Source organism: Clostridium pacaense, from assembly GCF_020709765.2.
Classification (GTDB): domain Bacteria; phylum Bacillota; class Clostridia; order Lachnospirales; family Lachnospiraceae; genus Enterocloster; species Enterocloster hominis.
The window spans coordinates 56,337-81,616 of sequence record NZ_JAJFEB020000003.1; the positions used below are offsets into that span (position 1 = coordinate 56,337).

Consider the following 25,280-nt stretch of genomic DNA (forward strand, 5'->3'; position numbering starts at 1 on the left):
TAATATGTTTCCTTGTTTATATAGACTTTAATTATAAAGACTTTAATTATAAAGACTTTGCCTCAATACATCTAGCAGATATGCCATGTCCACTGGTTTGGATACAAACCCGGTCATGCCGGCCTGGACAGCAGCATCAGAGTCTTCCTTAAAGGAATTGGCAGTCATGGCAATGATGGGAATGGAGCTGCCGGCCGGATCCGCGTTGGCCCGGATCCGTCTGGTTGCCTCCAGGCCGTCCATCACCGGCATGCGTATATCCATAAGGATTACATGATACGTGCCGGCCGGGCTTTTAGTAAAATGCTCCAGCGCTTCCAGTCCATTGGATACGCGTTCTACATTGGCCCCATTCATCTGAAGCAGCTCGGTCGCGATTTCTGCGTTCAGGTCATTGTCTTCAGCAAGCAGGATCCGCATACCGTCCAGGGGGGCAGACCCTGGCACTTCTGGTTCCGCGGCGGAGTTGGCAGGCTTCTCAGGCTGGTCAGACAGCTGGAACACGACCTGGAAATAAAACTTAGCCCCCTGATGAAGGGCGCTTTTTACCTTCAGCTTACCGCCCATCGCATTTACAATACTGCTGCTGATGGGAAGGCCAAGGCCTGTTCCGGCGCTTTTTGCACTGGAGGACCCAATCTGCTCAAAGGAATCAAAAATCTGTTTCTGATATTCTTCCGCAATCCCAATGCCATTGTCCTTTACTGAGAAGAGGAAGCCAGCCCTGGTTTCATCGGATTCCGTTTCCCGGACCAGGAGCGTTACCTGGCCGCCCTCAGGGGTGAATTTGACTGCGTTGGACAGCAGGTTCACCAGCACCTGTCTTAACCGGACCGGATCGCCCTGGATATCGGAATGGGTGATTGCCAAATCCACTGTGAACAGGATGCCCTTGGATTCTGCCTGGCTGCGCATCATGCCCTCCAAATCCGCCAGTAGGTGGCGGAGGGAGAAACTTTCGTCCATTATTTCCATTTTCCCGTTCTCAATCCTGGACATATCCAGAATATCATTGATAAGGGACAGCAGATACTGGGAGGAGGACAATATCTTCTTTAAATTATTCTCCACACGTTCAGGAAGATGTCCTTCCATGCAGGTCAGGTTGGCCAGCCCCATGATAGCGTTCATGGGTGTACGTATTTCGTGGCTCATCCTGGACAGGAATTCTCCCTTGGCCCTGCTTTGGGCCTCTGCTTTTTCAAGCTCTCCCTGAATCATGGCGTTCTTAAGCCGCGCCTTCATGATATAGAGGATGGATGCGGCTGACAACAGCACAAATGCGCTGAAGATGATTATGAAGGCCACAGGGTTGGCATAAATCAGTTCTCCCATTGTCATGGAGGAGTAAGCCATGGATACCAGGTTGCGGTCAGAAAGGGAAATCTTTTCCTCCTCCGACAGGCTGGAGATGGATTTATTCAGGATTGTCATCAGGTCCGGATTGATAGGGCGGTCCATTGCAAAGCTGATTTCCATATTATTATTGATGCTGCTTAACGGTATGATGTTGGTATACCTGTGAATCTGCATCTCATGCTCAATTGCGGGGGATATACCATATACAAAATCAACGTCCCCCCGGTTGACAGCGTCCAGGTAATCGCGCGGCGTGGCGAAGCAGCGCACCTGTGCGGCGGAGATCGAATCAGGAAGCCGGCATCCGGACATGATGCCCGCTGTCAGGCCATCGGATGGATAGTTGGCGGATTTGTTTTTGACAATGATATTATTAAGCGTTATATAGGATTTGGAAACCGCAAGGCCGTTGGCAGCGGCTGACTCCTGGGAATCCAGATAATAGCCAAGCATATCCGCCTTCCGTTCCCTGACCAGCTGGACGGCCTCCTCGTAGGTATCTGTAAACACATAGTCGAAGGCCAGGCCGGAATAATCTGAGATATTCGCAAGCAGGTCAGGAATGATTCCGCTGTGATGCTCCGTATCATCCCTCAGGCAGTAGAATGGATGCCAAGCATTTACCACGGCAACGGTTACGGTCTGTTTGGATGCGATATAGTCTTTTTCCCCGCTGGTGAACTGGATTTTGGAATTATTTATATTGTTAAAGTTCCGGTCATAATGCTCCTCGGCAAATTTAGGGTCGGAATTAAGGATTTTCTCAAGGCCCAGGTTCAGGCCGTCCAGTATATCATCATTTCCCGCATGGGTTACGATATAATAGGGCTGTGCCGGAAATTCCGCAGCAACCCGGTAATGGTCGGCTTCTGACTCGTTGCCCAGAAGGAGATCCACTTCCCCTGTTTCCAGGAAACGGTACATGTTGCCGTCCCCGCCGATTTCTTTGGAGGAATATGTGCGGATACCGCATTGAAGGTTATTAATCTGGAGAAAATTGCGGAGCCGCTGGCGTTTCTCAAGGGCATTTTCATATACGCCGATTATCTTGCCGTTCAGGGTACTGAGTTCATAGCTCTTTATGTCAGGGTCATCTTTGTGGCAAAGAAGTACTGCCTTACTGTTGCCCATACTGTATTTGGGGTAGGCAATCTGGGACTCATAGCCGTTCAGATGAAAGATACCCCCTAATAAGTCATATTTTCCTGCAAGGAATTCATCCAGGAGGAACTCCGGATCAACGCTTACATATTCATAATCCCAATTGTTATATTTTGCGATTTCATTGAGATAATCAACCATAAGTCCCTTGTAATTGCCATATGCATCCGGGTAACATATGCCAGGTACGGGTGAAAATGCCACGGTAAGGGTCCGCGCATCCGCATCCGGTATGTCTTTGTAGGCTGCCGGGGCAGAAGAAGGACTGGAAGCATAAATAATGCCTGTCCACAATGGGGACAGGGAAAGGACAAGAGCCATGATTATTATAATTGTACCCGCACCGCGGTGACGTTTTTCCATGTCAGCACCTCATACCATAGACTACACTATTGGATTATTCTATCACATTTATCATGAAAGAGGCAACCGCATGGTAGGTTATTTGCCAGAAATAATTAAGAAAACCGTTCTTGTTTTTGTTTTTTGCCATGTTATACTGAATCCATGAGATAGAAGATAATGGAAAAGGAGGAGAATATCAGATGCGGGAATATAAGTCCGTTGTAATCGCCCTGATTGCAGCTGTCAGTGCAGTTGCCTGTGTGAGCATTTTTACAGGAGGTCTGGTGGACTACAAGAAAACGGGAGGGGGAAGCGGGATTACGGCCACCGGGTCAGCAAGCTGTGATTTTGAATCTGACCTGATTGTGTGGAGGGGAAGCTTCTCTGTCCACGGAGATACGCCGAAGGAGGCATACAGCACCATTAAAAAGGATGCGCAGCTGGTGAAAAAGTACCTGGAAGAAAACAGTGTGGACGAAGATGAGATGGTATTCAGCTCCATCAACATTTCCCAGACCTATACATCAAGATATGATGAAGAGGGAAGATATCTGGGAGAGGAACAGGACGGCTATGACCTGACGCAGGGCATGACGGTCACCTCCCATGATATTGACAAGGTAGAGGAAATCTCCAGGGATATCACCACGCTGATTGAGGCAGGGGTGGAACTGGAATCCGAACAGCCGGAATACTATTACACAAAGCTGGATGAAATGAAGCTGGATTTAATTGAGAAGGCAACGGCCAATGCTAAGAACCGGATTGATATCATGGCGGCGGGAACGGGCGGAGCCCCCGGAAAGCTTCTGAGCGCCAACCTGGGCGTGTTCCAGATTACGGCGAAGAATTCCAGTTCCGAGTCGTACAGCTATGACGGGGTGCTGGATACCAGTTCAAGGTCTAAGACCGCGATGATCACGGTCCGGCTGAATTACAGCGCACAGTGAGGACCGGTATGGGTTTTTGGAAAGTGTGTAGCTGGCCGGGCCGGTAATCTGGGCCAGATGGTGGTTCCTTATCTTTTTAGACGTGCTTACATGCCGGAATGGCCTGGGTTCGCAGGCTTTCCGGCATTTATTGAATTCATTCGGCGGATAATTGCAGGTTCATGATAATATTAGGAGGCATGAATGAAAAAGCTCTTTTTAACCGCCCTGCTCATATTGGCAGCCATACTGGTTATGGTAATCACTAAAATCCCGCCCAACGATTCCGCGGCATACGAATAGTTTCTAAGTCAGAATTACCCTGCCGGGGATATCAAGGTAATCATGGCAGACCTGACCCATGACAATCGCGATGAAATGATTGTACTTGAACGGTTGGAAACAGACTATTTTTCTGGGATGCTGCATATATACCATGTTTCTGATGGAGGAGATGTGGTTGAAATCTATGAAGATGATGTAGGGGAGGTGCAGTTAGGATGGAGATGGTATTACCTATATAAGGATATGGATGACAGGGAATATCTGGTCCAATACAAAAATTCATCTGAGCAATTGATAGCTGCTGGATCAGATATGTATCTGCTGGGGGACAGTCTGTATTTTGGAGGGTAGGTTGATGGATAACAGAATTATCATGCATGGATGGGCTATTTTTTCATCATTAAATATTCAGTAATTCCATCGCGGTATAAACCGGGAATTTTACCAACCTGACAATATCCATTGTTTTCATAAAACCGTTTTGCATCCGGATTAAAGTCAGCAACTACTAAAAAGAATTTATTTCTTGCGGATATTCCTTCAAAATACTCAAGAAGATGTTTTCCGATTCCCTGCCCCCTGTATGATTCTTTAACCGCTATAAGATGCAATAAGGGAAAGCTGTGAAACGCACCATTTTCAATATAGTACATAAACCCGATGCATTCATCTTCTGCCAATACAACAAACAGGGTCCCTTGATTCAAGCCTTCTTCAATTGCTTTATCCGCACTTTCAACGCTTTGGAAATAATGATTTCCTAGTGAGGATTTCATAAGCGCCTCTCTACAGTCCTTCAGATGTCCGAGTGTTCCTTTAATGATTTTTATTTTCAAAACTTACCTCCTCTTGTATGACCAGATGCTTGTTATGGGCAGGATAGCATCATATTTATTAACTGTCAATAATAATTTTTATTTATAGAAATCTATTAAAATTTTTTGGTATACATTTGGTTTTCTTTATATTACACTATAATTAAGAGGAGGTATGATATGTTAAAGAAATTTTTAAACATAGCCAAGGCTAAATTGTATAAGTGAAAAATTGGCTCCTTAAAGGAATTCCACATTTTTTTCGCGATACCGTAAACCAGAATATATTAAGTTCCAGTGTGGTTTATCTATATCAGTAGAGAGTTAAGCCCGGACTATTTTCACTGGAATCGAATGAAAAGTGGGTAATACATAGTGTTATTATCACCAATTTGGCTTGTGTGGGATTCTCCTCTTGCGGTAGTGTCAAGTCGGGCTCTTGGCGCTACTATTAATATGTATCTAACTCCTGCGCGTTTTCCAATCCATTGCAGACTTTCACTTTCTCAATCCAATCTTAATTGGCGCATTTCCAGAAATAATCATCCATTTCAATTCCAGCTCAATAGCATATATATTCGGTATCCCCCAAATCAGCCCTCTGATATCCGGCAACACCTATTTTGTCCCATCCTGCGGCTATATCTTTCTGGTAACGCAACGGGAAGTATCCGCGGGCCGTTTCCTTGCCCCCTGTCAAGGAACATATGGAAATAAAAGCGGCGTTCCTATCTTCCTATATGGAAGTTAGTAAACGCCGCCTGTGCGGTGGTACATGGTACCTTTCTATTCCTTATGCAGAAGGACTACTCCCCCAGTGGTTTCACCTTCTCCACATAGATTTTCCTGAACAGGATGGAACTCAGTACCACGGAGGTAATCTCAGCCAGGGGGATGGAATACCATACGGCATGGAGTCCGAATGCCCGGGCAAAGAAGTAGGCCAGCGGGAGGATACATACCAGCTGTCTGGCGATGGATACAATCAGGCTGTATACGCCGTTGCCCATGGCCTGGAAGACAGAACCCACGATGATGCAGTAGCCTGCAAAGAGGAAGCTGAGGCTTATGATCCTGAGGGCAGGTACTCCGATGGACAGCATGTCCGCGTCCGCCTGGAACAGCTCAAGCAGCTGGGGCGTCATAAGCTGGAATACGGCCAGGCCGATGAGCATGATAAAAACTGCGATACCGATACTCAGGCGGATGGTTTCCATGATACGCTTTTTGTTACGGGCGCCGTAATTGTAAGCAATAATAGGAATCATACCGTTGTTCAGGCCGAATATGGGCATGAAGATAAAGCTCTGAAGCTTGAAATATACGCCAAAAACGGCTACGGCTGTTTCCGAGAAGCTGATAAGGATTTTATTCAGTCCAAAGGTCATGACGGAACTGATGGACTGCATTATAATGGAAGGAACACCCACCTGATAGATGATGGAAATGGTCCTGCCGTGTGGGGAAAATCCTTTGAAGCTGATGCGCACATCCTTGTTTTTGGCATGGTTCAGGATGGCGGCTAAGACCATGGCAACAATCTGGCCGAATACAGTGGCAGCGGCAGCGCCACGGATTCCCATGGCAGGAATGCCAAGAAGCCCGAATATCAGGATCGGGTCCAGTATGATGTTGATGATGGCGCCGGTGCCCTGGGTAATCATGCAGTAGAAGGTCTGGCCCGTGGACTGGAGGATACGCTCGAACATCATTTCCCCGAACAGGCCGAAACTGAAGATACATACAATCTGCAGATATTGGATTCCATATTCAATGATGACCGGGTTATCCGTCTGGCTCTCGAAGAAGATACGCGCCCCGAATATTCCGAACAGGGCAAAGAACAGGAAGCTTACGAATGCCAGGAACAGGCCATTGACAGCGGCCAGGTTGGCATTTTTTGCATTCCGTTCCCCCAGGGAGCGGGACAGAAGGGCATTGACACCCACACAGGTTCCTGCGGACACTGCAATCAGCAGGTTCTGGATGGGAAATGCCATGGAAACAGCAGTGAGGGCTGCCTGGTTAATCATGGATACAAAAACACTGTCCACGATGTTGTAAAGCGCCTGGACCAGCATGGAAATGATCATTGGCAGGGACATGGTAACCAACAGCCTCTTAACGGGCATGGTGCCCATCTTATTCTCTTGTGACATGTAATGACATCCTTTCTCGTTTGTACATGAAAGCTATTGTAGCATTTTCTATATGGTAAAGTCAATGGCATGAAAAGGTCTTGTCCAGGTATTATCTGATGTTATGTAAAACAGGTGACATTTGATTAATATATGCTGGACATGGCGGAATATCTGTGATATCATAAAATAGTAATAATTACTATTATTAAGCAAACGAAAATCAGTAAGAGAAAGGGGTAGGGTTATGGCAGTATACCGTTGCAGGTTCTGTGGTTCAGTGTATGATGAGGAGAAAGAAGGAACAAAGGTCAGTGAACTTCTGGTCTGTCCTGTGTGCAGGGTGGCTTCTGACAAGATGGTGCTGGCTGGCGGCGGGGCAGATGAGCCTGCGTCAGATGAGGAATCCTCCGGAGGGCCGGGCCAGTCAGTACACGGCCTGGGACAGGAAACAGCAGCGGCAGGGCGGAATGGGACACAGCCCGCACCGGCAGATACGGCTTCTTCCGGTCATATTACCGGGGAAGCGCCCGGGTATGACCCGGAATATGCCAGGGTGGGGACGGACAGCCGGTACATGGATGAGATTCATGAGATGGCGGTAAAGGGCCAGTCCATCATTGCCGCCATGGGTACCCAGATGCCTATGCCGGGGTGGGACGACATCCTGTTTTTAGGGGCACAGTTAAATCCTATGCCGTTAGATGAGCATGCCCCGGTTAAGACGGAGACCATTATCGGGAAACATGCAAGAAAACCCATGGTACTGGAGCATCCGGTGTATATCTCCCATATGTCCTTTGGCGCCCTGTCAAAGGAGACCAAGACCGCGCTGGCAAAGGGAAGCGCAATGGTGCGTACAGCCATGTGTTCTGGCGAGGGAGGAATCCTTCCGGAAGAGAGGGAGGCCGCATACCGGTATATTTTTGAATATGTACCCAACCTTTATAGTGTGACAGAGGAGAACTTAAAGAACGCGGATGCCATAGAGATTAAGATTGGACAGGGGACAAAGCCTGGCATGGGAGGCCATCTGCCGGGGAAAAAGGTGACGCCTGAGATTGCGGCGGTCAGGAACAAGCCCCTGGGGCAGGATGTAATCAGTCCCTCACGTTTTCCGGGGATTGACACCAGGGAGGACCTGAAGGCGCTGGTGGAAAAGCTTCGTGAGGAATCAGACGGAAGGCCCATAGGCATTAAGATTGCGGCGGGCCGGATTGAGCGGGATCTGGAGTACTGTGTGTTTGCCGGGCCGGATTTCATAACCATTGACGGCCGCGGCGGCGCCACTGGGGCCAGCCCGAAGCTGATCCGGGACGCCGCCAGTGTCCCCACCATATATGCCCTGTACCACGCCAGGAAGTATCTGGATGAAGCAGGGGCGGACATTGACCTTGTGATTACAGGGGGACTCAGGGTATCCTCTGATTTTGCCAAGGCCCTGGCCATGGGAGCGGATGCGGTTGCCATTGCCTCTGCGGCCCTGATTGCCGCTGCCTGCCAGCAGTACCGTATCTGCGGCACCGGTATGTGCCCGGTGGGCGTGGCGACCCAGGATGAGGAGCTGCGCCGCCGTCTGCCAGGAGAAGCCGCCGCCATGAGGGTCGCTAATTTCCTGCGGGTATCCCTGGATGAGATTAAGACGTTTGCAAGAATTACAGGCCATGACGATATCCATGATATGGATGTGGATGACCTGTGCACCATCAACCGGGAAATCTCTGGATTTACCAATATAAGGCATGCCTGATTAGCAGTATGTCCTGTAAACCTGCTCGAAAATCTCCACATGGTGCCGCTCATCCAGTATGATACGGCGCAGGATATCTGTGATATTCTCGTCCCGTATGTAGGCAATCTGATGCTGGTATTTGCTGATGGCGGCCTTCTCACTGTTGATGGCATTGTGCATCAGCGCCGGGAGTTCGCTGGGGTATTGGTTGTAGCTGGGGGACCAGTAGGTTTTTTTACAGCCGTAATGGGTCCACATCCTTGGGTCTTCCCCCAACTGCAGCGCCAGTTTTCCGAAAATTTCCAAATGATGCATTTCCACAATGCTTACCTTGCGGAATATAGTGGCAATCTCATCCTTTTCTTCCATAATCAGGTTATTATACACATACAGGCTGATGGCGGACATTTCAGAGTTAAGGCCTCCGATGTTGTCCAACATGGCCTTGGCATAGGCGGGATTTTTCATTTCGACCTTAATGGGCGGATAGGGAAGGTCGGCTGTGTACCGGAAATCGTCCATGGATAACATGCTATGCTCCTTTATGATATTAAGATTCCATAGTCCAATGTATGAAAAAGGACGTCTGAATATACAAATTTTCTAAAAATGAAAAGTGACAAATTTTAGTTCTTGACTTTATCACGCCGATGTACTATTTTAGTAGATAAATAATTAAAAGCAATGAAAGAGACTCTTGCCTGAGGAATGTAACAGGAAGGGGGCGTCACCGACTGAGAGCGCCGCCGCGCAGGACTGGGCGAAGGGAACACTCTGGAGCTGGTATATTGAAGCGGTTCTGTCCGTACACGGCCAGGACTGACAGTAGGTATACCCGTTGCACACGTTACGTGCAGAGAGAGGAGAACGGACACCTTATGAAGAATGGCGCTGATTTGCGCAGTGCAGCGCTGTCATACAGGTCAAGGTCTCAATGCGGGTGGTACCGCGGGAATGTCTTATGGATGTAATCCCGTCCCGGAATGCAGTTACTGTGTTCCGGGGCGTTTTTTATTGCAGGAAAATGTTCTTTCAGGAAAATATTCTTATAGGCAAATGTTCTTGCAGGAAAATGTCCCGGAACCGGATGTCACTGGCGCGTTACAAAATAATAAAACCAATCCAGCGCCAGATTGCAGGCCAGAACGTACCGGTGTGAGGTCTTTATCCAGATAGGGGATTTCTATCCTCATGCACATGCCGGACGTTCCGAAAGGAGCGAATACCATGGAATTTATCAGCGGAGTAAGGGAAAAGGAAGTCCTGGGAATCCAGGAAGTGATAAGCGGGAATCATGAGGGCAGGACGGTCCGCATGAACGGAACCGTGCACACCATACGCCACATGGGCGAGGTGGCATTTGTAATCCTCAGGAAAGCGGAGGGGCTGGTGCAGTGCGTGTGCGAGGGAGCTGCCGGGGATGTGGATATAAAAGATTTAAAGGAAGAATGCGCGGTAGAGGTAAAGGGCACTGTGAGGAAAGAGGAAAGGGCGCCCCATGGATTTGAAATCCGTCTGGAGGATATAAGGATCCTGTCCCGTCCCGCGGACACCATGCCTATCCCGGTGAACAAGTGGAAGCTTAACACTTCCCTGGAGACAAAGCTGGCACTGAGGCCCATTTCCCTGCGCAATATAAGGGAGCGGGCAAAATTCAAGATTCAGGAAGGAATCGTAAGGGGATTCAGGGATTACCTGTTCAGTCAGGGCTTTACGGAAATACACACGCCTAAAATCGTGGCCAGGGGGGCGGAAGGCGGTTCCAATGTGTTCAAGCTGGATTATTTCAATAAAAAGGCGGAGCTTGGACAAAGTCCCCAGTTTTATAAACAGACCATGGTGGGTGTTTATGACCGTGTGTTTGAGACAGCGCCTGTGTTCCGGGCGGAAAAGCATAACACCACCCGCCATCTGAACGAATACACCAGCCTGGATCTTGAGATGGGCTATATCGATGGATTTGAAGACGTGATGGACATGGAGACAGGCATGCTCCAGTATGTCATGGAACTGTTAAGGAAGGAGTATGGGAAGGAACTGGATATACTGAAGGCAGGGCTTCCCGATGTGAGCCGGATCCCCGCAGTGCGCTTTGACGAGGCTAAGAAGCTGGTGTCTGGGAAATACAACAGGAAAATACGCAACCCATATGACCTGGAACCTGAGGAGGAGCTGCTGATTGGCCGTTACTTCAAAGAAGAGTATGGAAGCGATTTTGTGTTTGTGACCCATTACCCTTCTAAAAAGCGCCCCTTCTATGCAATGGATGACCCGGAGGATTCCAGGTTTACCCTCAGCTTCGACCTTCTGTTTAAGGGGCTGGAGGTTACCACGGGCGGACAGCGGATCCACGACTACCACGCTATCCTTGAGAAGATGGGGAAGCGGGATATGGACCCAAAGGATATAGAATCCTACCTGATGATTTTTAAATATGGAATGCCGCCCCACGGCGGCCTTGGAATCGGCCTTGAGCGGCTGACCATGCGGCTTCTGGATGAACAGAATGTAAGGGAGACCTGTATGTTCCCGCGTGACGTGACAAGGCTGGAACCGTAGCGCGATGTGACAAGGCTGGAGCCGTAGATGGTATGGATGCGCAGCAGTCTGCAGATAGAAAGGAGTAAAAATCATGGCAAATATCATAGATGACGGGACCATTGAGTATGTGGGTATCCTGGCCAAGCTGGAGCTTTCAGAGGAAGAAAAGCAGGAAGCCAAAAAGGATATGGGACGCATGCTGGATTATATTGACAAGCTGAATGAACTGGACACAGAGGGAGTGGAACCCATGACCCATATCTTTCCTGTGAGCAACGTGTTCCGGGAGGATGTGGTGTCTGGCGGGGAGGACCGTGACAATATCCTTGCCAATGCGCCGGAACAGAAGGATGGGGCGTTCAAGGTCCCGAAGACCGTATAGGGAGTCAGAGCAGGAGGACAGGAAGAATGGGATTATCAGAATTAACCGCCCTTGAACTGGGCAGGTATATTAAGGAGGGCCGGGTGACGGCCGTGGAGGCCGTCCAGGCGGCCCTGGAGCGGATAAAGGCATTGGAGCCGTCCATCCACGCATATGTGACCGTGGATGAGGAGGGAGCGTTAAAACGGGCGTCAGAGGTACAGGGACGGATTGAGGCAGGAACCCTTACCGGCCCCCTGGCCGGGGTGCCTATGGCCGTGAAGGACAACATGTGCACAAAAGGACTTAAGACCACCTGCAGTTCCAGGATACTATACAATTTCATACCCACCTACACGGCCCAGGCAGTCCTTAACCTGGAACAGGCAGGAGCCGTGATCCTGGGAAAGACCAACATGGATGAGTTCGCCATGGGGAGCACCACGGAAACCTCGGCCTTTGGCGTCACCAGGAATCCCTGGAACCCGGAACATGTTCCGGGCGGTTCCTCAGGCGGTTCCTGTGCGGCTGTGGCTGCCGGTGAATGCTTTTACGCCCTTGGCTCGGATACCGGCGGTTCCATCCGCCAGCCCAGTTCTTTTTGCGGCGTCACGGGAATCAAGCCGACATACGGGACCGTGTCCCGCTACGGCCTGATTGCCTATGGTTCATCCCTGGACCAAATCGGGCCTGTGGCAAAGGATGTATCTGACTGCGCGGCCATACTGGAAACGCTGGCAGGCCACGACCCCAAGGACAGCACCTCTGTCAGACGGGACAGCTATGACTTTACCTCCGCCCTTGTGGATGATGTGAAGGGCATGCGCATCGGCGTCCCGGAAAGCTATCTGGGAGAGGGCCTGGATCCTGAGGTAAGGGAAGCGGTGCTGGAAGCGGCCCGGGTGTTAAAGGAAAAGGGAGCCGTGGTGGAAACCTTTGATCTGAAGCTGGTGGACTATGCCATCCCTGCCTATTATGTTATCGCATCCGCGGAAGCCAGTTCCAACCTTTCACGCTTTGACGGCGTGAAGTACGGATACCGCACGCCGGACTATGACGGGCTTCACAGCATGTATAAAAAGAGCCGCTCCGAGGGCTTTGGGCCTGAGGTGAAGCGGCGTATCATGCTGGGATCCTTTGTATTAAGCTCCGGTTACTATGACGCATATTATCTGAAGGCGCTGCGCACAAAGGCCCTGATTAAACAGGAATTTGACCGTGCCTTTGAGCGCTTCGACGTAATCCTGGCGCCTGCGTCCCCGGACACGGCCCCCCGCCTCGGGGAATCCCTCAGGGATCCCTTAAAAATGTATCTGGGCGACATTTACACCATTTCCGTGAACCTGGCAGGCCTGCCAGGGATAAGCGTTCCCTGCGGCAGGGATTCAAAGGGACTTCCCATCGGCCTGCAGCTTATTGGGGACTGTTTTAAGGAAAAGGATATCATCCGGGCAGCCTATGCATATGAATGCACAGGAAAACGGGAGATGCCGGATATGTCCCATTTGGATGTACATTCCGGGAAAGAGGAGGCCATATCATGAGCAGACAGTATGAAACCGTAATCGGATTGGAGGTCCATGTGGAGCTGGCCACCAAGACCAAGATATTCTGTTCCTGCCCCACTGCATTCGGAGGAGCGCCTAATACCCACACATGTCCTGTATGCACGGGCATGCCGGGTTCCCTTCCGGTGCTGAATAAACAGGTGGTGGAGTATGCGATGGCCGTGGGCCTTGCGGCCAACTGCCGGATTAACCAATACTGCAGATTCGACAGAAAGAATTATTTTTATCCGGATAACCCCCAGAACTATCAGATTTCCCAGCTGTACCTTCCCATATGCCACGATGGCTGGGTGGAGATAGAGACTGCATCCGGGGTAAAGAAAAAGGTGGGAATCCATGAAATCCACATGGAGGAGGATGCAGGCAAGCTGATCCACGATGAGTGGGAGGACTGTTCCCTGGTGGATTATAACAGGAGCGGTGTGCCTTTGATTGAAATCGTATCCGAGCCGGACATGAGGGATGCCCAGGAGGTAATCGCATACCTGGAGAAGCTGCGTCTGATCATCCAGTACCTGGGCGCCTCTGACTGTAAGCTGCAGGAAGGCTCCATGCGCGCGGACGTGAACCTGTCTGTCCGTGAAGCGGGCGCCCGGGAATTGGGCACCAGGACGGAGATGAAGAACTTAAACTCCTTCAAGGCCATTGCAAGGGCTATTGAGGGGGAGAGGAAGCGCCAGATTGAACTTCTGGAGGAGGGCAAAAAGGTAATCCAGGAAACACGGCGCTGGGATGACAACAAGGAAAGCTCCAAAGCCATGCGCTCCAAGGAAGATGCCCAGGATTACAGGTATTTCCCGGACCCGGACCTGGTTCCGGTAATCATAAGCGATGAATGGATTGCGGATGTCAGGGCAAGGCAGCCTGAGCTGCGCACGGAGAAAATCGCCCGTTATATGGAAGAATACGGACTTCCCCAGTATGATGCCGGGCTGATTACCAGTTCCAAGCACATGGCTGATTTGTTTGAGGAAACGGTCAGACTGTGCAACCGTCCAAAGGAAGTGTCCAACTGGCTTATGGTGGAGGCCATGCGCCTTTTAAAGGAACATGAGATGGACACGGACGATATCCGTTTTTCACCCTCCAACCTGGCGTCCCTGATACGGATGGTGGAGCAGGGGGATATCAACCGCACGGTTGCAAAGACCGTGTTTGAGGAGATTTTTTCAAATGATGTGGAGCCGGAAACATACGTGGAGGAAAAAGGGCTGAAGGTGGTAAATGATGAAGGCGCCCTGCGCAGTGCCATTGAAAGCGTATTCGCGGCCAATCCCCAGTCCGTGGCGGACTACCATGGGGGCAAGGAAAGAGCCATGGGATATCTTGTGGGCCAGACCATGCGGGCCATGAAAGGTAAGGCGGACCCTGCCATGGTGAACCGGATCGTGAAGGAGATGCTGTCCCGCTGATCGTAGAGAAGGAATGGACGGTCCCAAAAAGGCACTCTATAAGTAAAGGCACAAAAAGAGAAGGGAAACATAAGCACAACTTTCACCAATATAAGAAATTTTTGTATTGACGGAAAGCCCCACTTGGTGTATGCTTATGTACAATGCACGAAAGTGTAAACTGGTGGCTGACAGATGTACGCCTGCTGGCTACAAAAGAGTAAAAAGAATAATGAAGGGTATCAAGGAGGATATTATGAAGCCATATGCAGAGATGACCAAAGATGAACTTGTGGCACTGCGCAAGGAACTGAAGGCACAGTACCGCGAAATGCAGGGTAAGGATTTAAAGCTGGATATGTCCAGAGGCAAGCCATGTGTGGAGCAGTTAGACCTTTCCATGGGACTGATGGATGTCCTCAGCAGCAATGATGACCTGACCTGCGAGGACGGGACCGACTGCCGCAACTACGGCGTGCTTACGGGTATTGACGAGGCAAAAGAACTGCTGGCTGACATGATGGAAGTGAATCCTTCCACGGTTATCCTGTACGGCAACTCCAGCCTGAACGTTATGTACGACACGGTATCCCGCGCCATGACCCACGGAATCATGGGCAATACCCCATGGTGCAAGCTGGATAAGGTTAAATTCTTATGCCCCGTTCCCGGATATGACCGTCATTTCGCCATCACTGAGTATTTTGGCATTGAGATGATTAATGTCCCCATGACTCCCCAGGGTCCGGATATGGATATGGTGGAAGAGCTGGTGGCATCGGATGATTCCATCAAGGGAATCTGGTGCGTTCCCAAGTATTCCAACCCACAGGGCTATTCTTATTCCGATGAGACCGTGCGCCGCTTTGCAAGGCTGGAGCCGGCAGCGCCTGATTTCAGGATTTTCTGGGATAATGCATACGGTGTGCACCATCTCTACGACCATGACCAGGACCACCTGATTGAACTCCTGGCAGAGTGTAAGCGCGCAGGCAACCCGGATCTGGTATATAAGTTTGCGTCCACCTCCAAGATCAGCTTCCCTGGTTCCGGCGTTGCGGCCCTTGCCACCTCCCACAACAACCTGGAGGACATCAAGGCACAGTTGAAGAACCAGACCATTGGACATGACAAGGTAAACCAGTTAAGGCACGTGCGTTTCTTCGGGGATATCCACGGAATGGTGGAACACATGAGAAAGCACGCGGACATCATCCGTCCCAAGTTTGAGGCAGTGGAAGAAATCCTTGAACGGGAACTGGGCGGCCTTGGAATCGGGGAGTGGACCCAGCCAAAGGGCGGTTACTTCATTTCCTTTGATTCCCTGGACGGCTGTGCAAAGGACATCGTTGCAAGATGCAAGAAGGCCGGCGTTGTGATGACTCCTGCCGGGGCAACCTATCCATATGGAAAGGATCCTCAGGACAACAACATCCGTATTGCCCCGACCTATCCGCCGTTAGGCGATCTGGTTACCGCATCTGAGCTGTTTGCCCTGTGCGTGAAGCTTTCCAGTGTTGAGAAGCTGTTAAAGGGCATGGATTAAAGTACCCTTTTAAGGAAAATGATTCAAGTGTAAAAACAGGATCTTTATCAGATAATGATAGGGAGCGGTTCATCCATCCGGAGGGACCTGCTCCCTGTTTCCGTTTTTGCGGCTGAGCCTGCTCTGTTCAGGAAGGCCGATGCAATCATAAGCCGCTTATGCGGCAGGAACATCTGATAAAGGAGGCCAGGGGCCATGAAAGGCGCTTCAGGACGGTTTAAAGGCAAATACGATCTCTTTACCATCTATTTAGTACCGGGCGCAACGGTACTGTTAGCATCCCTTGACAGCTGGACCGACACAAACCTTTCCGTTCTTGGCAATCTGTCAGGCCATAAGTTACTGTTTGCCGTTTGGGGCATTTTTACCGGAATATACTACTGCATCTATGTCCGCTATCTCTTTAATATAGGAAGATACAGGAACATTGCCGGGAAAAGCCTGGTGTACACCGCAGCGGCATTCCTCCTTACAGCGGTTATGATTCCCTATACCCCGGAACAATATCCCTTAAAAGCCCATCTGCACGTGCTGCTGGCATTTTTATCCCCCATCCTTCTGGCATTGGGTATTGTAGGCTTCCTGCGTTTCCTCAGCAGCAGGGACAGGCCAAGGTACAGGCAGGCATGGAATATCATGTGGCTTATGGCTGCCTGCGCCTGCCTGCTCCTTTTGCGGGCAGGTTTTATCACCAGCATCCTGGAAGTGTTCCTGGTGATTGGGCTGTGCGGGTATCTGCGGTATATGGAACGGCTCCTGGTAAGCCGGTAAAACGGTGTTTCGGTGCCTGGAAAAATCCGGACGTGAAAAGAGGCGGAAAGGTCGAATCCTTTCCGCCTCTTTTCGGGCAGTAAAAACAAACCGTTTATATGGAGTGTATTAGAGATATCTCTAACACGTTAGGGGGGCATTAGAATGTGACTTCCTCATCATAGAAGCAGCATTTCAGCAGCTTTTCCATTTCAGCAGGAGTGATGGCCCTTGGGTTGGAACCCGTGCACGCATCACCTACAGCCAGTTCTGCAACGGTTGGCAGCTTATCCATGAATTCCTTCTCATCGATGATCCCGCCTTCATAGTCCCTGATGCAGGTTGGGATATCCAGAGCCTTGTTCATTTCACGGATACGTGCAATGAGGGCATCGGTCAGTTCCTCGTCTGTGTTTCCTTCCAGGTTGATGAATCTGGCAATCTTAGCATATCTTGCAGCGGCCTCAGGTTCTTTGGAGTTATATTTAATAACCTTTGGCAGGTACATTGCATTTGCACAACCGTGAACAATGTGGCCGCCTGAATATGCTGCACCGGTCTTGTGGGCCATGGAGTGGACGATTCCAAGCAAAGCATTGGAAAATGCCATTCCGGCCAGACACTGTGCATCGTGCATCTTATCACGGGCTTCCATATCACCGTTATAAGATGGTATCAGATACCCGTTAATCATCTCGATGGCATGGAGGGCTAACGGGTCCGTATACTCGCAGTTAAGGGTTGACACATATGCCTCGATGGCATGTGTCATGGCATCCATACCTGTGTGCGCGGTCAGCTTCTTCGGCATGGTCTCAGCCAGGGCCGGGTCAACGATAGCCACATCAGGTGTGATGTTGAAATCCGCAAGAGGATATTTGATTCCCTTGCTGTAATCAGTGATAACGGAAAATGCGGTCACTTCCGTGGCAGTGCCGGATGTGGAAGGAATCGCACAGAATTTTGCCTTGGTGCGCAGGGTCGGGAAATTAAATGGTATGATTAAATCGTCAAAGGATGTGTCGGGGTACTCATAGAATGCCCACATGGCCTTGGCAGCATCGATGGGTGAACCGCCGCCCATGGCAACAATCCAGTCAGGCTGGAAAGCCTCCATGGCTTTTGCGCCCTTCATGACAGTCTCAACAGAAGGATCTGGCTCAACGCCTTCAAACAGCTCTACTTCCATGCCGGCTTCCTTCAGATAATCCACAACCTTGTCCAGGAATCCGAAACGCTTCATGGAGCCGCCGCCCACAACAACAAATGCTTTCTTTCCTGTCAGTGTCTTTAATGCTTCAATCGCATCCTTGCCGTGATACAAATCCCTAGGTAATGTAAATCTCATGATAATACCTCCCAGTATATGTAAAATTTATTTAATTTGTTATTTCTTTAACAACTATATGATAGCATGGTTTGCCATGTATGGGTAGGTATGAAAAAGGAATACCGGTATTCCACCACGGATATTGTGCAATTTGTAATAAATATAAAGATAAAAAAACTATTATGGGGAGATAAGCTGTGATATACTGATAATAATTATGCAAAAGGAGGAGAGCCTGAATGAATTTTTTTATGGGTAAGAAGTTTGTGGGTCCTGGCGGGAAAAGCGGAAAAGACGGACCGGAAGTTGTCATTGACAATGGCGCGGAAAGCAATAAGAAGATGAAGCGGATGCTGCGCCCTGTTAAGTTCATAATCATCCTGGTGCTGGTGGCGGTAGCTGCCCTGGATTCCTTTTATACGCTGTCCGAGAATGAGATGGCTGTGGTCACCACCTTCGGAAGGCCTTCCAGCGTCATGACCTCGGGACCTAAGTTCAAGTATCCCTTCATACAGAAGGTGTATAAGATGTCCAAGGAAATCAGGGGCATGCCCATTGGCTATGACCCGGATTACAGTGCCCAGACAGGCGGAGCGCCGCTCATTAACAGCCATATCAATGCGTCCAGCAGGGTGGATGACGGGGAGGGAGGGCCGGAAAACACGGTATCCATTCCTTCTGAATCAGAGATGATAACCAAGGATTTCAACTTTGTGAACGTGGATTTCTATATTGAATACCAGATTGTGGATCCCATCAAGGCTTATATCAACAGCCAGTATGCCATATCCATCCTTAAGAACCTGGCCCAGTCCTATATCAGGGACACGGTGGGGTCCTACAGCGTGGACGAGGTCATCACCACCGGCAAATCCGAGATACAGGCCAGGGTCAAGGCACTGCTTTCCGAGCGCCTGGAGCAGGAGGACATCGGAATCGGGATTGTCAATGTGACCATACAGGATGCGGAGCCTCCCACCGAGGCAGTGAACAATGCGTTCAAGGCAGTGGAGGATGCCAAACAGGGCATGGACACCAAGATAAACGAGGCCAAGAAGTACCAGTCAGAGCAGCTGCCGGCGGCCAATGCCAGGGCGGATAAGGCTGCCAGGGATGCGGAGGCTTACAGGCAGCAGCGTATCAGCGAGGCGGAGGGACAGGTATCCCGTTTCAACGACATGTATGAGGAGTACGCCAAGTACCCGCTGATCACGAAGAAGAGGATGTTCTATGAGACAATGGAGGAACTGCTTCCGGGCCTCAAGGTCATTGTCAATGGTTCGGACGGCACCCAGACCATGCTGCCCCTGGATTCTTTTGTAAGTGACAGCCAGAAGGGAGGTACCCAGGAATGAGGACACTGACAAAGTTTATGAGGAACATAGGGATTGTTGTAATCGTCCTGATGGCCGTCACCATCTTCAACCCGGTAGTGGTGACAAGGGCCAATGAATACAGCCTGATCATACAGTTCGGGAAGGTGGTGCGCATAGAGGACAGCGCAGGCCCCTCCTTAAAAGTACCTTTCCTCCAGTCCGTACAGAAGATACCCAGGTACAAGATGATATCGGACCTGTACCCCAGCGACGTGACCACCAAGGATAAGAAGGTGATGACCGTGGATTCCTTTGTCATCTGGGATATCAACGACCCGGTCAAGTACCTGTCCTCCTTAAACGCCAGCAAGGAAAAGGCAGAGGTCAGGCTGGGCAATGTGGTGTATAACTCAATCAAGAACGTGCTCAGTTCCACCAACCAGGCGGACATCATATCCGGGCGCGACGGCGACCTGGCAAAGACAATCACGGACAACATCGGCACTGCCATGGATTCCTACGGCATCCATATCTATGCAGTGGAGACAAAGAAGCTGGATCTGCCGGATTCCAACAAGGAATCGGTATACCAGCGGATGATTTCCGAGCGTAACAACATCGCGGCCCAGTATACCGCGGACGGGGAATACCAGTCCTCCCTGATTAAGAACGAGACTGACAAGACCGTGAAGGAAACCGTGGCCAAGGCCGATGCGGAGGCTGAGAAGATCAAGGCCGAGGGCGAGGCAAGATACATGCAGATATTGAGCGAAGCCTATAATGATGAGGCCAAGGCGGATTTCTATAATTACGTGCGTTCCCTGGATGCCATAAAGGCTTCCCTGAGGGGGGATAACAAGACGGTTATCCTGAACGAGGATAGTGAAATTGCGCGGATATTGTCTGGTAATTAAGTTATAGCCATGAATTGATATTATATTTGATATTATATATGGAAGAAAGACAGGTGTATTGATGAAAACCATCGATACGCCTGTCTTTGTTTGTTAAAAAAGCAAATGGATACGTGGAATGAGGTGGGATAATAATACAAAATATACATATAAAAATCCGGACTCATAGAAAAACCCTATAAAAAGTGCACGAAAAGCACATTGCTTTCAATTGGATATGTATAATGAATGGCTATATAATAAAGATAACCTAAGATTGAGTCAACACTTTTACCACCCCCTGGTCTAAGATGCAATCTCCGGGAGACATCTGCGCAATAATTGTTAAAAAAATAACAAAATGATGAAGGAGGGTATTACATGGCAACTGCACAAGATTACAGCTTAAGGAAAAAGGTATTTGCGGCATCCTGGATTGTCATTTTCGTGGCAGCGGGAATTTCAGCTTATTCTGTGTTTAAAGCTTCTATTATGGAGGCCACGGGGGGAACGGACAGCCAGATTTCCATTGCTTATACCATACAACAGCTGTTTGCGGCCACACTTGGTATTTTTTCCGGCAGGGCGGTTGATAAGATCGGTCCCAGAATCGTGATTTATCTGGGAGGCTTTCTTTATGGCTTTGGCTGGCTGGTGGGAGGGCTTACCACATCGGTGCCCATGTTTTATCTGTTTTTCGGCGTGGTAAACGGAATCGGCTCCGGCCTTATCTATAATTCCTCAGTTGCCACCGGGCTTAAATGGTATCCGGAGAAAAAGGGGACCATGTCAGGACTTTTACTCATGTCGGCGTCCATTGGGCCATTCCTTACCTCCAGGTTCGGCGAAATCCTGTGCAACGGCCTGGGCCTTGGGGCCAAGGGGCTGTCGGTGATAGGGGCGGCCTATATTGTACTGGTGTGGGCAGTGGGCTGGATCATGACTGTTCCCGGCAAGGACTGGGTGGCGCCTCCCATCCCTGCCTCTGTCACGAACCTTGAAAAGGCGGACAGGGAGTACGGACCTTTGGAAATGCTTAAGACATTGCGCTTCTGGCTGATGATCGTGCTTATGTGTCTGGCCAGCATGACAGGAATCATGTTTGTAGGCGCGCTTTCAGGGATTGCCCAGGCCCAGCTGGGAGTAGGGACGGCGGCAGCCTCCTGGATTGTGGGAATCAGCGCACTTGCCAACTTTGTGGGACGGATGGGATTTGGCCGTGTCTGTGACAGGCTGGGGGAGGCCAAGACTGTTTTGATCATACTGATAGTGACCATATTGTCCCTGTTCATTATGAGGAATGCATTTACAATCCCGCTTTTCATTACCTGCCTTATATTTATCGGCGCGGCCTTTGGAGGCGTCCTTGTATGCTTCCCGCCATTTACCCAGAAGGTATTTGGAATGGAGAACAGCGGGGTGAACTATGGAATCATGTTTCTTGGCTATGCATCAGGTTCCTACTTTGGCCCCCAGATTGCAGCCAAGACAAAGATGCTGGGACCGGACGGCGCGGTCATGGTCACTTCCTATGCCAATGCCTACAGTATCGCCATAGGGGTCGGGGTTGCAGGAATTGTGGTATGCCTGCTTCTCATGTATGTGAAAGGCCGTTATGCAAATCAGGTAAAGGCAGCATAAAGGAGGAGAATCGTGGATTGTACAATGAAGAATGAGTTTTCAGGTTTGACCGTCCTGGATCTGTCCAGATATCTTCCGGGCGGATATGCCACACAGGTCCTGGCTGATATGGGCGCGGAGGTCATCAAGGTGGAGGATACGGGCAGGGGGGATTTCTGCCGCCATGATGAACCGAGGATGAATGGGGAGAGCTATTATTTCACGGCGCTTGCAAGGAATAAGAAAAGCCTGTCCGTGAACCTGAAATCCGAAGAAGGAAAGGAAATATTCCGTAAGCTGGCAAGGAAGTCGGATATCATATTGGAGAGCTTCCGGCCGGGGGTCACGGCCCGCCTGGGCATTGATTATGAACAGATAAAGGCTGTGAAGCCGGACATCATATATTGTTCTTTGTCAGGCTACGGGCAATTCCATCCCAACAGCCAGAAGGCCCTCCATGACATTAACATGCAGGCCCAGTCCGGGTACCTGTCCTTAAACGGAGGCAGGACCAGCCCGCTGCACCTGTGCGACCTGGCCAGCGGCATGGTGGCCGCCCAGGCCATTCTGGCTGCCCTTTATCAGAGAAGCGTCAGCGGGAAAGGGAATTATATTGATATTTCCATGTTTGATTCCTTTGTGTGGTGGAACAGCATGCTGGACAGCCGGTATTACTTTTATGGAGGCAGCCTTGAGGCAAGGGACCTGGAGTACCCGGCTGTGTGCTACAACATCTATGATACAAAGGATGGCGGGAAAATCGCGGTAGGGATGGTGGAGGAGAAGTTCTGGAAGGAATTCTGCCGCCTGACCGGGGCGCCGGAGCTGGTGCCTGTCCAGATGTGCCGCAGGCATGAGGCGCCTGAAGCATTTTCCAGGATGGAAGGAATCATGGCTTCCAGGTCACTGGCGGAATGGAAGGAATGGCTCAGTGACAAGGATCTGTGTATGGCTCCCGTGCTCAGTAAGGGGGAAGCCATCGAGGATATATTGAAACAGGATAATGGGTTGATTGAGTATCATGCCTTCCCCGGGACCGGGAAGGTGCTTCAGACAAATATCCCCCATAAAATGTCCAATCTTCCCCTGTCCCTGAAGGATGCCCTGCCGCCGCCCGCATTGGGGGAACACTCCCGGGAGCTGCTTTTAAGGCTGGGCTATACCGGGGAACAGGCAAAACGGATGGCAGAGGAAGGGGTTATTAAAGTATCAATAAAGGAGGAATAAGGAATATGGGTAAAAATTGGTTTAGTGTGGATCCTAAGGAACATCTTGGCGGTAAGGTGGCGATTGTCACAGGCGGTGGTACGGGAATCGGGGCTGCCTGCGCCGGGACACTGGCAGCGGCCGGAGCCAAAATCGTGGTGGCGGCCAGAAGGAAAGAGAAACTGGAGTCAACCGTGTCAGATATCAGGGAGGCGGGCGGAGAGGCCATTGCGGTCTCTGCCGATGTGACAAAGCAGGAGGATGTTGACAGGATTGTATCTGAAACCATAGCTGCTTACGGAAGGATTGACATCCTTGTATCCAATGCCGGGATGGCCCTTCCCAGATGCCATACCTTTGATGTTACCAGGGAGGACTGGCGCAGGATATTTGACCTGAACCTGGATGCAGGGTATTTCCTGGCCCAGGCATGCGGAAAGGAAATGGCCAAAACAGGCGGAGGGCGGATTGTGTTCATGACTTCCCAGAGAGGTATCTCCGCCATGCAGAACATTGCCCCCTACTGCATTACCAAGGGCGCTGTGATGGCCATGGTAAAAGCGCTGGCCATCGACCTGGCACCGTACCAGATCAATGTCAATGGCGTTGCCCCCGGCTATGTGATGACGGATATGGTATCCGGCCTCCTGGCGGACGAAGCCCGGCTTAAGAACGTGCTGGATAAGACGCCGCTGGGGAAAATGGGCACCACGGACGAGATGGCGGCCGCTGTATTATACTTCTGCCTGCCCCAGTCGTCCTACACAACAGGACAGACAGCCATTCTGGACGGAGGCTGGTCCTGCCAGTAAAGGGTCCATGGACAAAGGGTTATTCAGTTACAAGGATTCTAATAAATGGAGCGCGCCCGGCAGTCCGGACCGCTCCGGGAAAAATGAGAGGAGATAGAACTATGAGTGAGACAATGTCAGCAATCATCAAAACAGCCCCAAAGCCAGGATGCATGGAGTATGTGACCGATTTTCCAAAGCCGGAGATTAAAGAGGATGAAATCCTGGTGCAGGTAAAGGCCTGCGGCATATGCGGCACGGACCATTCCCTTTACGGGTGGAATGAGGCGATTGCCAAGAACTACAATATCCAGTTCCCGGCGGTTTTCGGCCATGAGTTTTCCGGGGTAGTAGCGGAAATCGGCCCGGCTGCCCCAAAGAATTTTAAGATTGGGGACAGGGTTGTGGTAAATCCCGTGCTGTTCTGTAATGTGTGTTCTTACTGTGCCAAAGGGCAGATCAACATATGTGATAACCGCCCGTTCTATGGAACGGACCTTCCGGGGGCATTTGCAGAGTATGTGGCCATCCGCGGCACCAACCTGATTCCCCTTCCCGACAATGTATCCTATGAAGAGGGCGCGCTGTTGGAAGCCCTTGGCGTTGCCATCAATGCGGTTGACCGGGTAAGTCCCCAGATGGGTGACTGCGCCGTGGTGCTGGGCTGCGGAGCCATCGGCCTGCTGATGCTCAAGGTCTTAAAGTACATTGGTATTGAAAAGGTCATGATTACCGGACTTGGGGTTGATAAGAAACGCCTGGCCCTTGCTGAAAAAATGGGCGCCATCCCGATTAACTGCGATGAGTGCGACCCGGTGGAGCGCGTCAAGGAGCTGACTGGCGGACGCGGCGTGCAGGTGGCCTTTGATGCTGCAGGCAATGCACGCGCCGTGGAACAGGGCGTCCAGATGCTGGCTAAAAACGGAAAAATCGGTATTTCCGGTCTTCCAAAAGAAAAATCCACCCTGGACATGACCACGATTTCCATGCGTCAGTTAAGCATCATCGGCAACAGGGCATATGAGCGCAAGACCTGGTTCCAGGGCCTGGATATGATGGCAAACGGCCTGGATATCAAGGAAATAGGAAGCCACACACTTCCGTTCTCAGAATTTGAGAAAGCCATGAAGATGCTGGATAACAGAGAGGGACTGAGGATCATCCTGGTTCCATAAGGGGCAGCGCCGGACTGGAGGGTTACAT

20 protein-coding genes are annotated in these 25,280 nt (G+C 50.4%); 15 read left to right on the top strand and 5 right to left on the bottom strand.

Annotated features, from left to right (window positions below; all coding sequences use genetic code 11):
- Positions 1–42: 42 nt before the first annotated feature.
- Complete coding sequence (locus LK536_RS36395) at positions 43–2,883, bottom strand: ATP-binding protein (protein ID WP_227795208.1); 2,841 nt, start codon at positions 2,881–2,883, stop codon at positions 43–45.
- A 182-nt stretch (positions 2,884–3,065) separates the two neighbouring features.
- Between LK536_RS36395 and LK536_RS36400 the strand changes: the two genes are divergently transcribed.
- Together LK536_RS36400 and LK536_RS36405 are read left to right on the top strand one after the other, a co-directional pair.
- A complete protein-coding gene (locus LK536_RS36400) occupies positions 3,066–3,815 on the top strand; it encodes an SIMPL domain-containing protein (RefSeq protein ID WP_120057703.1) in 750 nt (249 codons plus the stop codon).
- A 324-nt stretch (positions 3,816–4,139) separates the two neighbouring features.
- Positions 4,140–4,430 carry a hypothetical protein gene (locus LK536_RS36405; RefSeq protein ID WP_120057704.1) on the top strand — a complete coding sequence of 97 codons (291 nt, stop codon included), beginning with the start codon at positions 4,140–4,142 and terminating at the stop codon, positions 4,428–4,430.
- Positions 4,431–4,465: 35 nt separating this feature from the next.
- Here the strand turns inward: LK536_RS36405 and LK536_RS36410 are convergent, their stop codons facing one another.
- Together LK536_RS36410 and LK536_RS36415 are read right to left on the bottom strand one after the other, a co-directional pair.
- Positions 4,466–4,915 carry a GNAT family N-acetyltransferase gene (locus LK536_RS36410; protein ID WP_120057705.1) on the bottom strand — a complete coding sequence of 150 codons (450 nt, stop codon included), beginning with the start codon at positions 4,913–4,915 and terminating at the stop codon, positions 4,466–4,468.
- A gap of 785 nt (positions 4,916–5,700) precedes the next feature.
- A complete protein-coding gene (locus tag LK536_RS36415) occupies positions 5,701–7,053 on the bottom strand; it encodes an MATE family efflux transporter (RefSeq protein WP_008721319.1) in 1,353 nt (450 codons plus the stop codon).
- A 226-nt stretch (positions 7,054–7,279) separates the two neighbouring features.
- Here LK536_RS36415 and LK536_RS36420 point away from each other — a divergent pair, with 226 nt between their 5' ends.
- Positions 7,280–8,782: a glutamate synthase-related protein gene (locus tag LK536_RS36420; protein ID WP_227795209.1), complete on the top strand. Its 1,503-nt coding sequence runs from the start codon at positions 7,280–7,282 to the stop codon at positions 8,780–8,782.
- Here the strand turns inward: LK536_RS36420 and LK536_RS36425 are convergent, their stop codons facing one another.
- Complete coding sequence (locus tag LK536_RS36425; RefSeq protein WP_008721323.1) at positions 8,783–9,295, bottom strand: ferritin-like domain-containing protein; 513 nt, start codon at positions 9,293–9,295, stop codon at positions 8,783–8,785.
- 696 nt (positions 9,296–9,991) lie between these two features.
- On the opposite strand from LK536_RS36425, the gene aspS reads away from it, so the two are divergent.
- From aspS to LK536_RS36455, 6 genes are all read left to right on the top strand, one after another.
- Complete coding sequence (gene aspS, locus LK536_RS36430; protein ID WP_227795210.1) at positions 9,992–11,323, top strand: aspartate--tRNA(Asn) ligase; 1,332 nt, start codon at positions 9,992–9,994, stop codon at positions 11,321–11,323.
- 73 nt (positions 11,324–11,396) lie between these two features.
- Entirely contained in the window at positions 11,397–11,687 is a 291-nt protein-coding gene (gene gatC / locus LK536_RS36435) for an Asp-tRNA(Asn)/Glu-tRNA(Gln) amidotransferase subunit GatC (protein WP_008721329.1), read from the top strand.
- A gap of 26 nt (positions 11,688–11,713) precedes the next feature.
- Entirely contained in the window at positions 11,714–13,210 is a 1,497-nt protein-coding gene (gatA, locus tag LK536_RS36440) for an Asp-tRNA(Asn)/Glu-tRNA(Gln) amidotransferase subunit GatA (RefSeq protein WP_025483511.1), read from the top strand.
- The gene (gatB, locus tag LK536_RS36445; RefSeq protein ID WP_008721333.1) at positions 13,207–14,646 is read left to right on the top strand and encodes an Asp-tRNA(Asn)/Glu-tRNA(Gln) amidotransferase subunit GatB; all 1,440 of its coding nucleotides are present in this window, start codon (positions 13,207–13,209) and stop codon (positions 14,644–14,646) included. Before gatA ends, gatB begins: the two co-directional genes overlap by 4 nt.
- Positions 14,647–14,881: 235 nt before the next feature.
- Positions 14,882–16,171: an aspartate aminotransferase type Ic gene (locus LK536_RS36450; protein ID WP_008721335.1), complete on the top strand. Its 1,290-nt coding sequence runs from the start codon at positions 14,882–14,884 to the stop codon at positions 16,169–16,171.
- A gap of 195 nt (positions 16,172–16,366) precedes the next feature.
- Positions 16,367–16,942, top strand: a complete 576-nt coding sequence (locus LK536_RS36455; RefSeq protein ID WP_008721336.1) for a hypothetical protein — start codon at positions 16,367–16,369, stop codon at positions 16,940–16,942.
- Between the two features lie 139 nt (positions 16,943–17,081).
- Here LK536_RS36455 and LK536_RS36460 read toward each other — a convergent pair whose 3' ends face one another.
- Positions 17,082–18,272 (bottom strand): iron-containing alcohol dehydrogenase, encoded by a 1,191-nt coding sequence (locus LK536_RS36460; protein ID WP_207301992.1) that lies wholly within the window; start codon positions 18,270–18,272, stop codon positions 17,082–17,084.
- A 218-nt stretch (positions 18,273–18,490) separates the two neighbouring features.
- Here LK536_RS36460 and hflK point away from each other — a divergent pair, with 218 nt between their 5' ends.
- The 6 genes from hflK (at position 18,491) to LK536_RS36490 (ending at position 25,252) form a co-directional block, all read left to right on the top strand.
- Positions 18,491–19,606, top strand: a complete 1,116-nt coding sequence (gene hflK / locus LK536_RS36465; RefSeq protein ID WP_008721339.1) for an FtsH protease activity modulator HflK — start codon at positions 18,491–18,493, stop codon at positions 19,604–19,606.
- Entirely contained in the window at positions 19,603–20,481 is an 879-nt protein-coding gene (gene hflC, locus LK536_RS36470) for a protease modulator HflC (protein WP_008721341.1), read from the top strand. The genes hflK and hflC overlap by 4 nt, the downstream gene beginning before the upstream one ends.
- Before the next feature lie 360 nt (positions 20,482–20,841).
- Positions 20,842–22,101, top strand: a complete 1,260-nt coding sequence (locus tag LK536_RS36475) for an MFS transporter (protein ID WP_227795211.1) — start codon at positions 20,842–20,844, stop codon at positions 22,099–22,101.
- A gap of 12 nt (positions 22,102–22,113) precedes the next feature.
- A complete protein-coding gene (locus LK536_RS36480) occupies positions 22,114–23,307 on the top strand; it encodes a CaiB/BaiF CoA transferase family protein (RefSeq protein ID WP_227795212.1) in 1,194 nt (397 codons plus the stop codon).
- A 5-nt stretch (positions 23,308–23,312) separates the two neighbouring features.
- A complete protein-coding gene (locus LK536_RS36485; RefSeq protein WP_008721347.1) occupies positions 23,313–24,098 on the top strand; it encodes an SDR family NAD(P)-dependent oxidoreductase in 786 nt (261 codons plus the stop codon).
- A 101-nt stretch (positions 24,099–24,199) separates the two neighbouring features.
- The gene (locus LK536_RS36490; RefSeq protein WP_008721349.1) at positions 24,200–25,252 is read left to right on the top strand and encodes a zinc-dependent alcohol dehydrogenase; all 1,053 of its coding nucleotides are present in this window, start codon (positions 24,200–24,202) and stop codon (positions 25,250–25,252) included.
- Positions 25,253–25,280 lie beyond the last annotated feature (28 nt).

Bases quoted from the DNA above. Each gene is read 5' to 3' on its own strand.
- LK536_RS36395 (WP_227795208.1), bottom strand. From the start codon at position 2,883: ATGGAAAAACGTCACCGCGGTGCGGGTACAATTATAATAATCATGGCT.
- LK536_RS36400 (WP_120057703.1), top strand. From the start codon at position 3,066: ATGCGGGAATATAAGTCCGTTGTAATCGCCCTGATTGCAGCTGTCAGT.
- LK536_RS36405 (WP_120057704.1), top strand. From the start codon at position 4,140: ATGGCAGACCTGACCCATGACAATCGCGATGAAATGATTGTACTTGAA.
- LK536_RS36415 (WP_008721319.1), bottom strand. From the start codon at position 7,053: ATGTCACAAGAGAATAAGATGGGCACCATGCCCGTTAAGAGGCTGTTG.
- LK536_RS36420 (WP_227795209.1), top strand. From the start codon at position 7,280: ATGGCAGTATACCGTTGCAGGTTCTGTGGTTCAGTGTATGATGAGGAG.
- LK536_RS36425 (WP_008721323.1), bottom strand. From the start codon at position 9,295: ATGTTATCCATGGACGATTTCCGGTACACAGCCGACCTTCCCTATCCG.
- aspS (WP_227795210.1), top strand. From the start codon at position 9,992: ATGGAATTTATCAGCGGAGTAAGGGAAAAGGAAGTCCTGGGAATCCAG.
- gatC (WP_008721329.1), top strand. From the start codon at position 11,397: ATGGCAAATATCATAGATGACGGGACCATTGAGTATGTGGGTATCCTG.
- gatA (WP_025483511.1), top strand. From the start codon at position 11,714: ATGGGATTATCAGAATTAACCGCCCTTGAACTGGGCAGGTATATTAAG.
- gatB (WP_008721333.1), top strand. From the start codon at position 13,207: ATGAGCAGACAGTATGAAACCGTAATCGGATTGGAGGTCCATGTGGAG.
- LK536_RS36450 (WP_008721335.1), top strand. From the start codon at position 14,882: ATGAAGCCATATGCAGAGATGACCAAAGATGAACTTGTGGCACTGCGC.
- LK536_RS36455 (WP_008721336.1), top strand. From the start codon at position 16,367: ATGAAAGGCGCTTCAGGACGGTTTAAAGGCAAATACGATCTCTTTACC.
- hflK (WP_008721339.1), top strand. From the start codon at position 18,491: ATGAATTTTTTTATGGGTAAGAAGTTTGTGGGTCCTGGCGGGAAAAGC.
- hflC (WP_008721341.1), top strand. From the start codon at position 19,603: ATGAGGACACTGACAAAGTTTATGAGGAACATAGGGATTGTTGTAATC.
- LK536_RS36475 (WP_227795211.1), top strand. From the start codon at position 20,842: ATGGCAACTGCACAAGATTACAGCTTAAGGAAAAAGGTATTTGCGGCA.
- LK536_RS36485 (WP_008721347.1), top strand. From the start codon at position 23,313: ATGGGTAAAAATTGGTTTAGTGTGGATCCTAAGGAACATCTTGGCGGT.
- LK536_RS36490 (WP_008721349.1), top strand. From the start codon at position 24,200: ATGAGTGAGACAATGTCAGCAATCATCAAAACAGCCCCAAAGCCAGGA.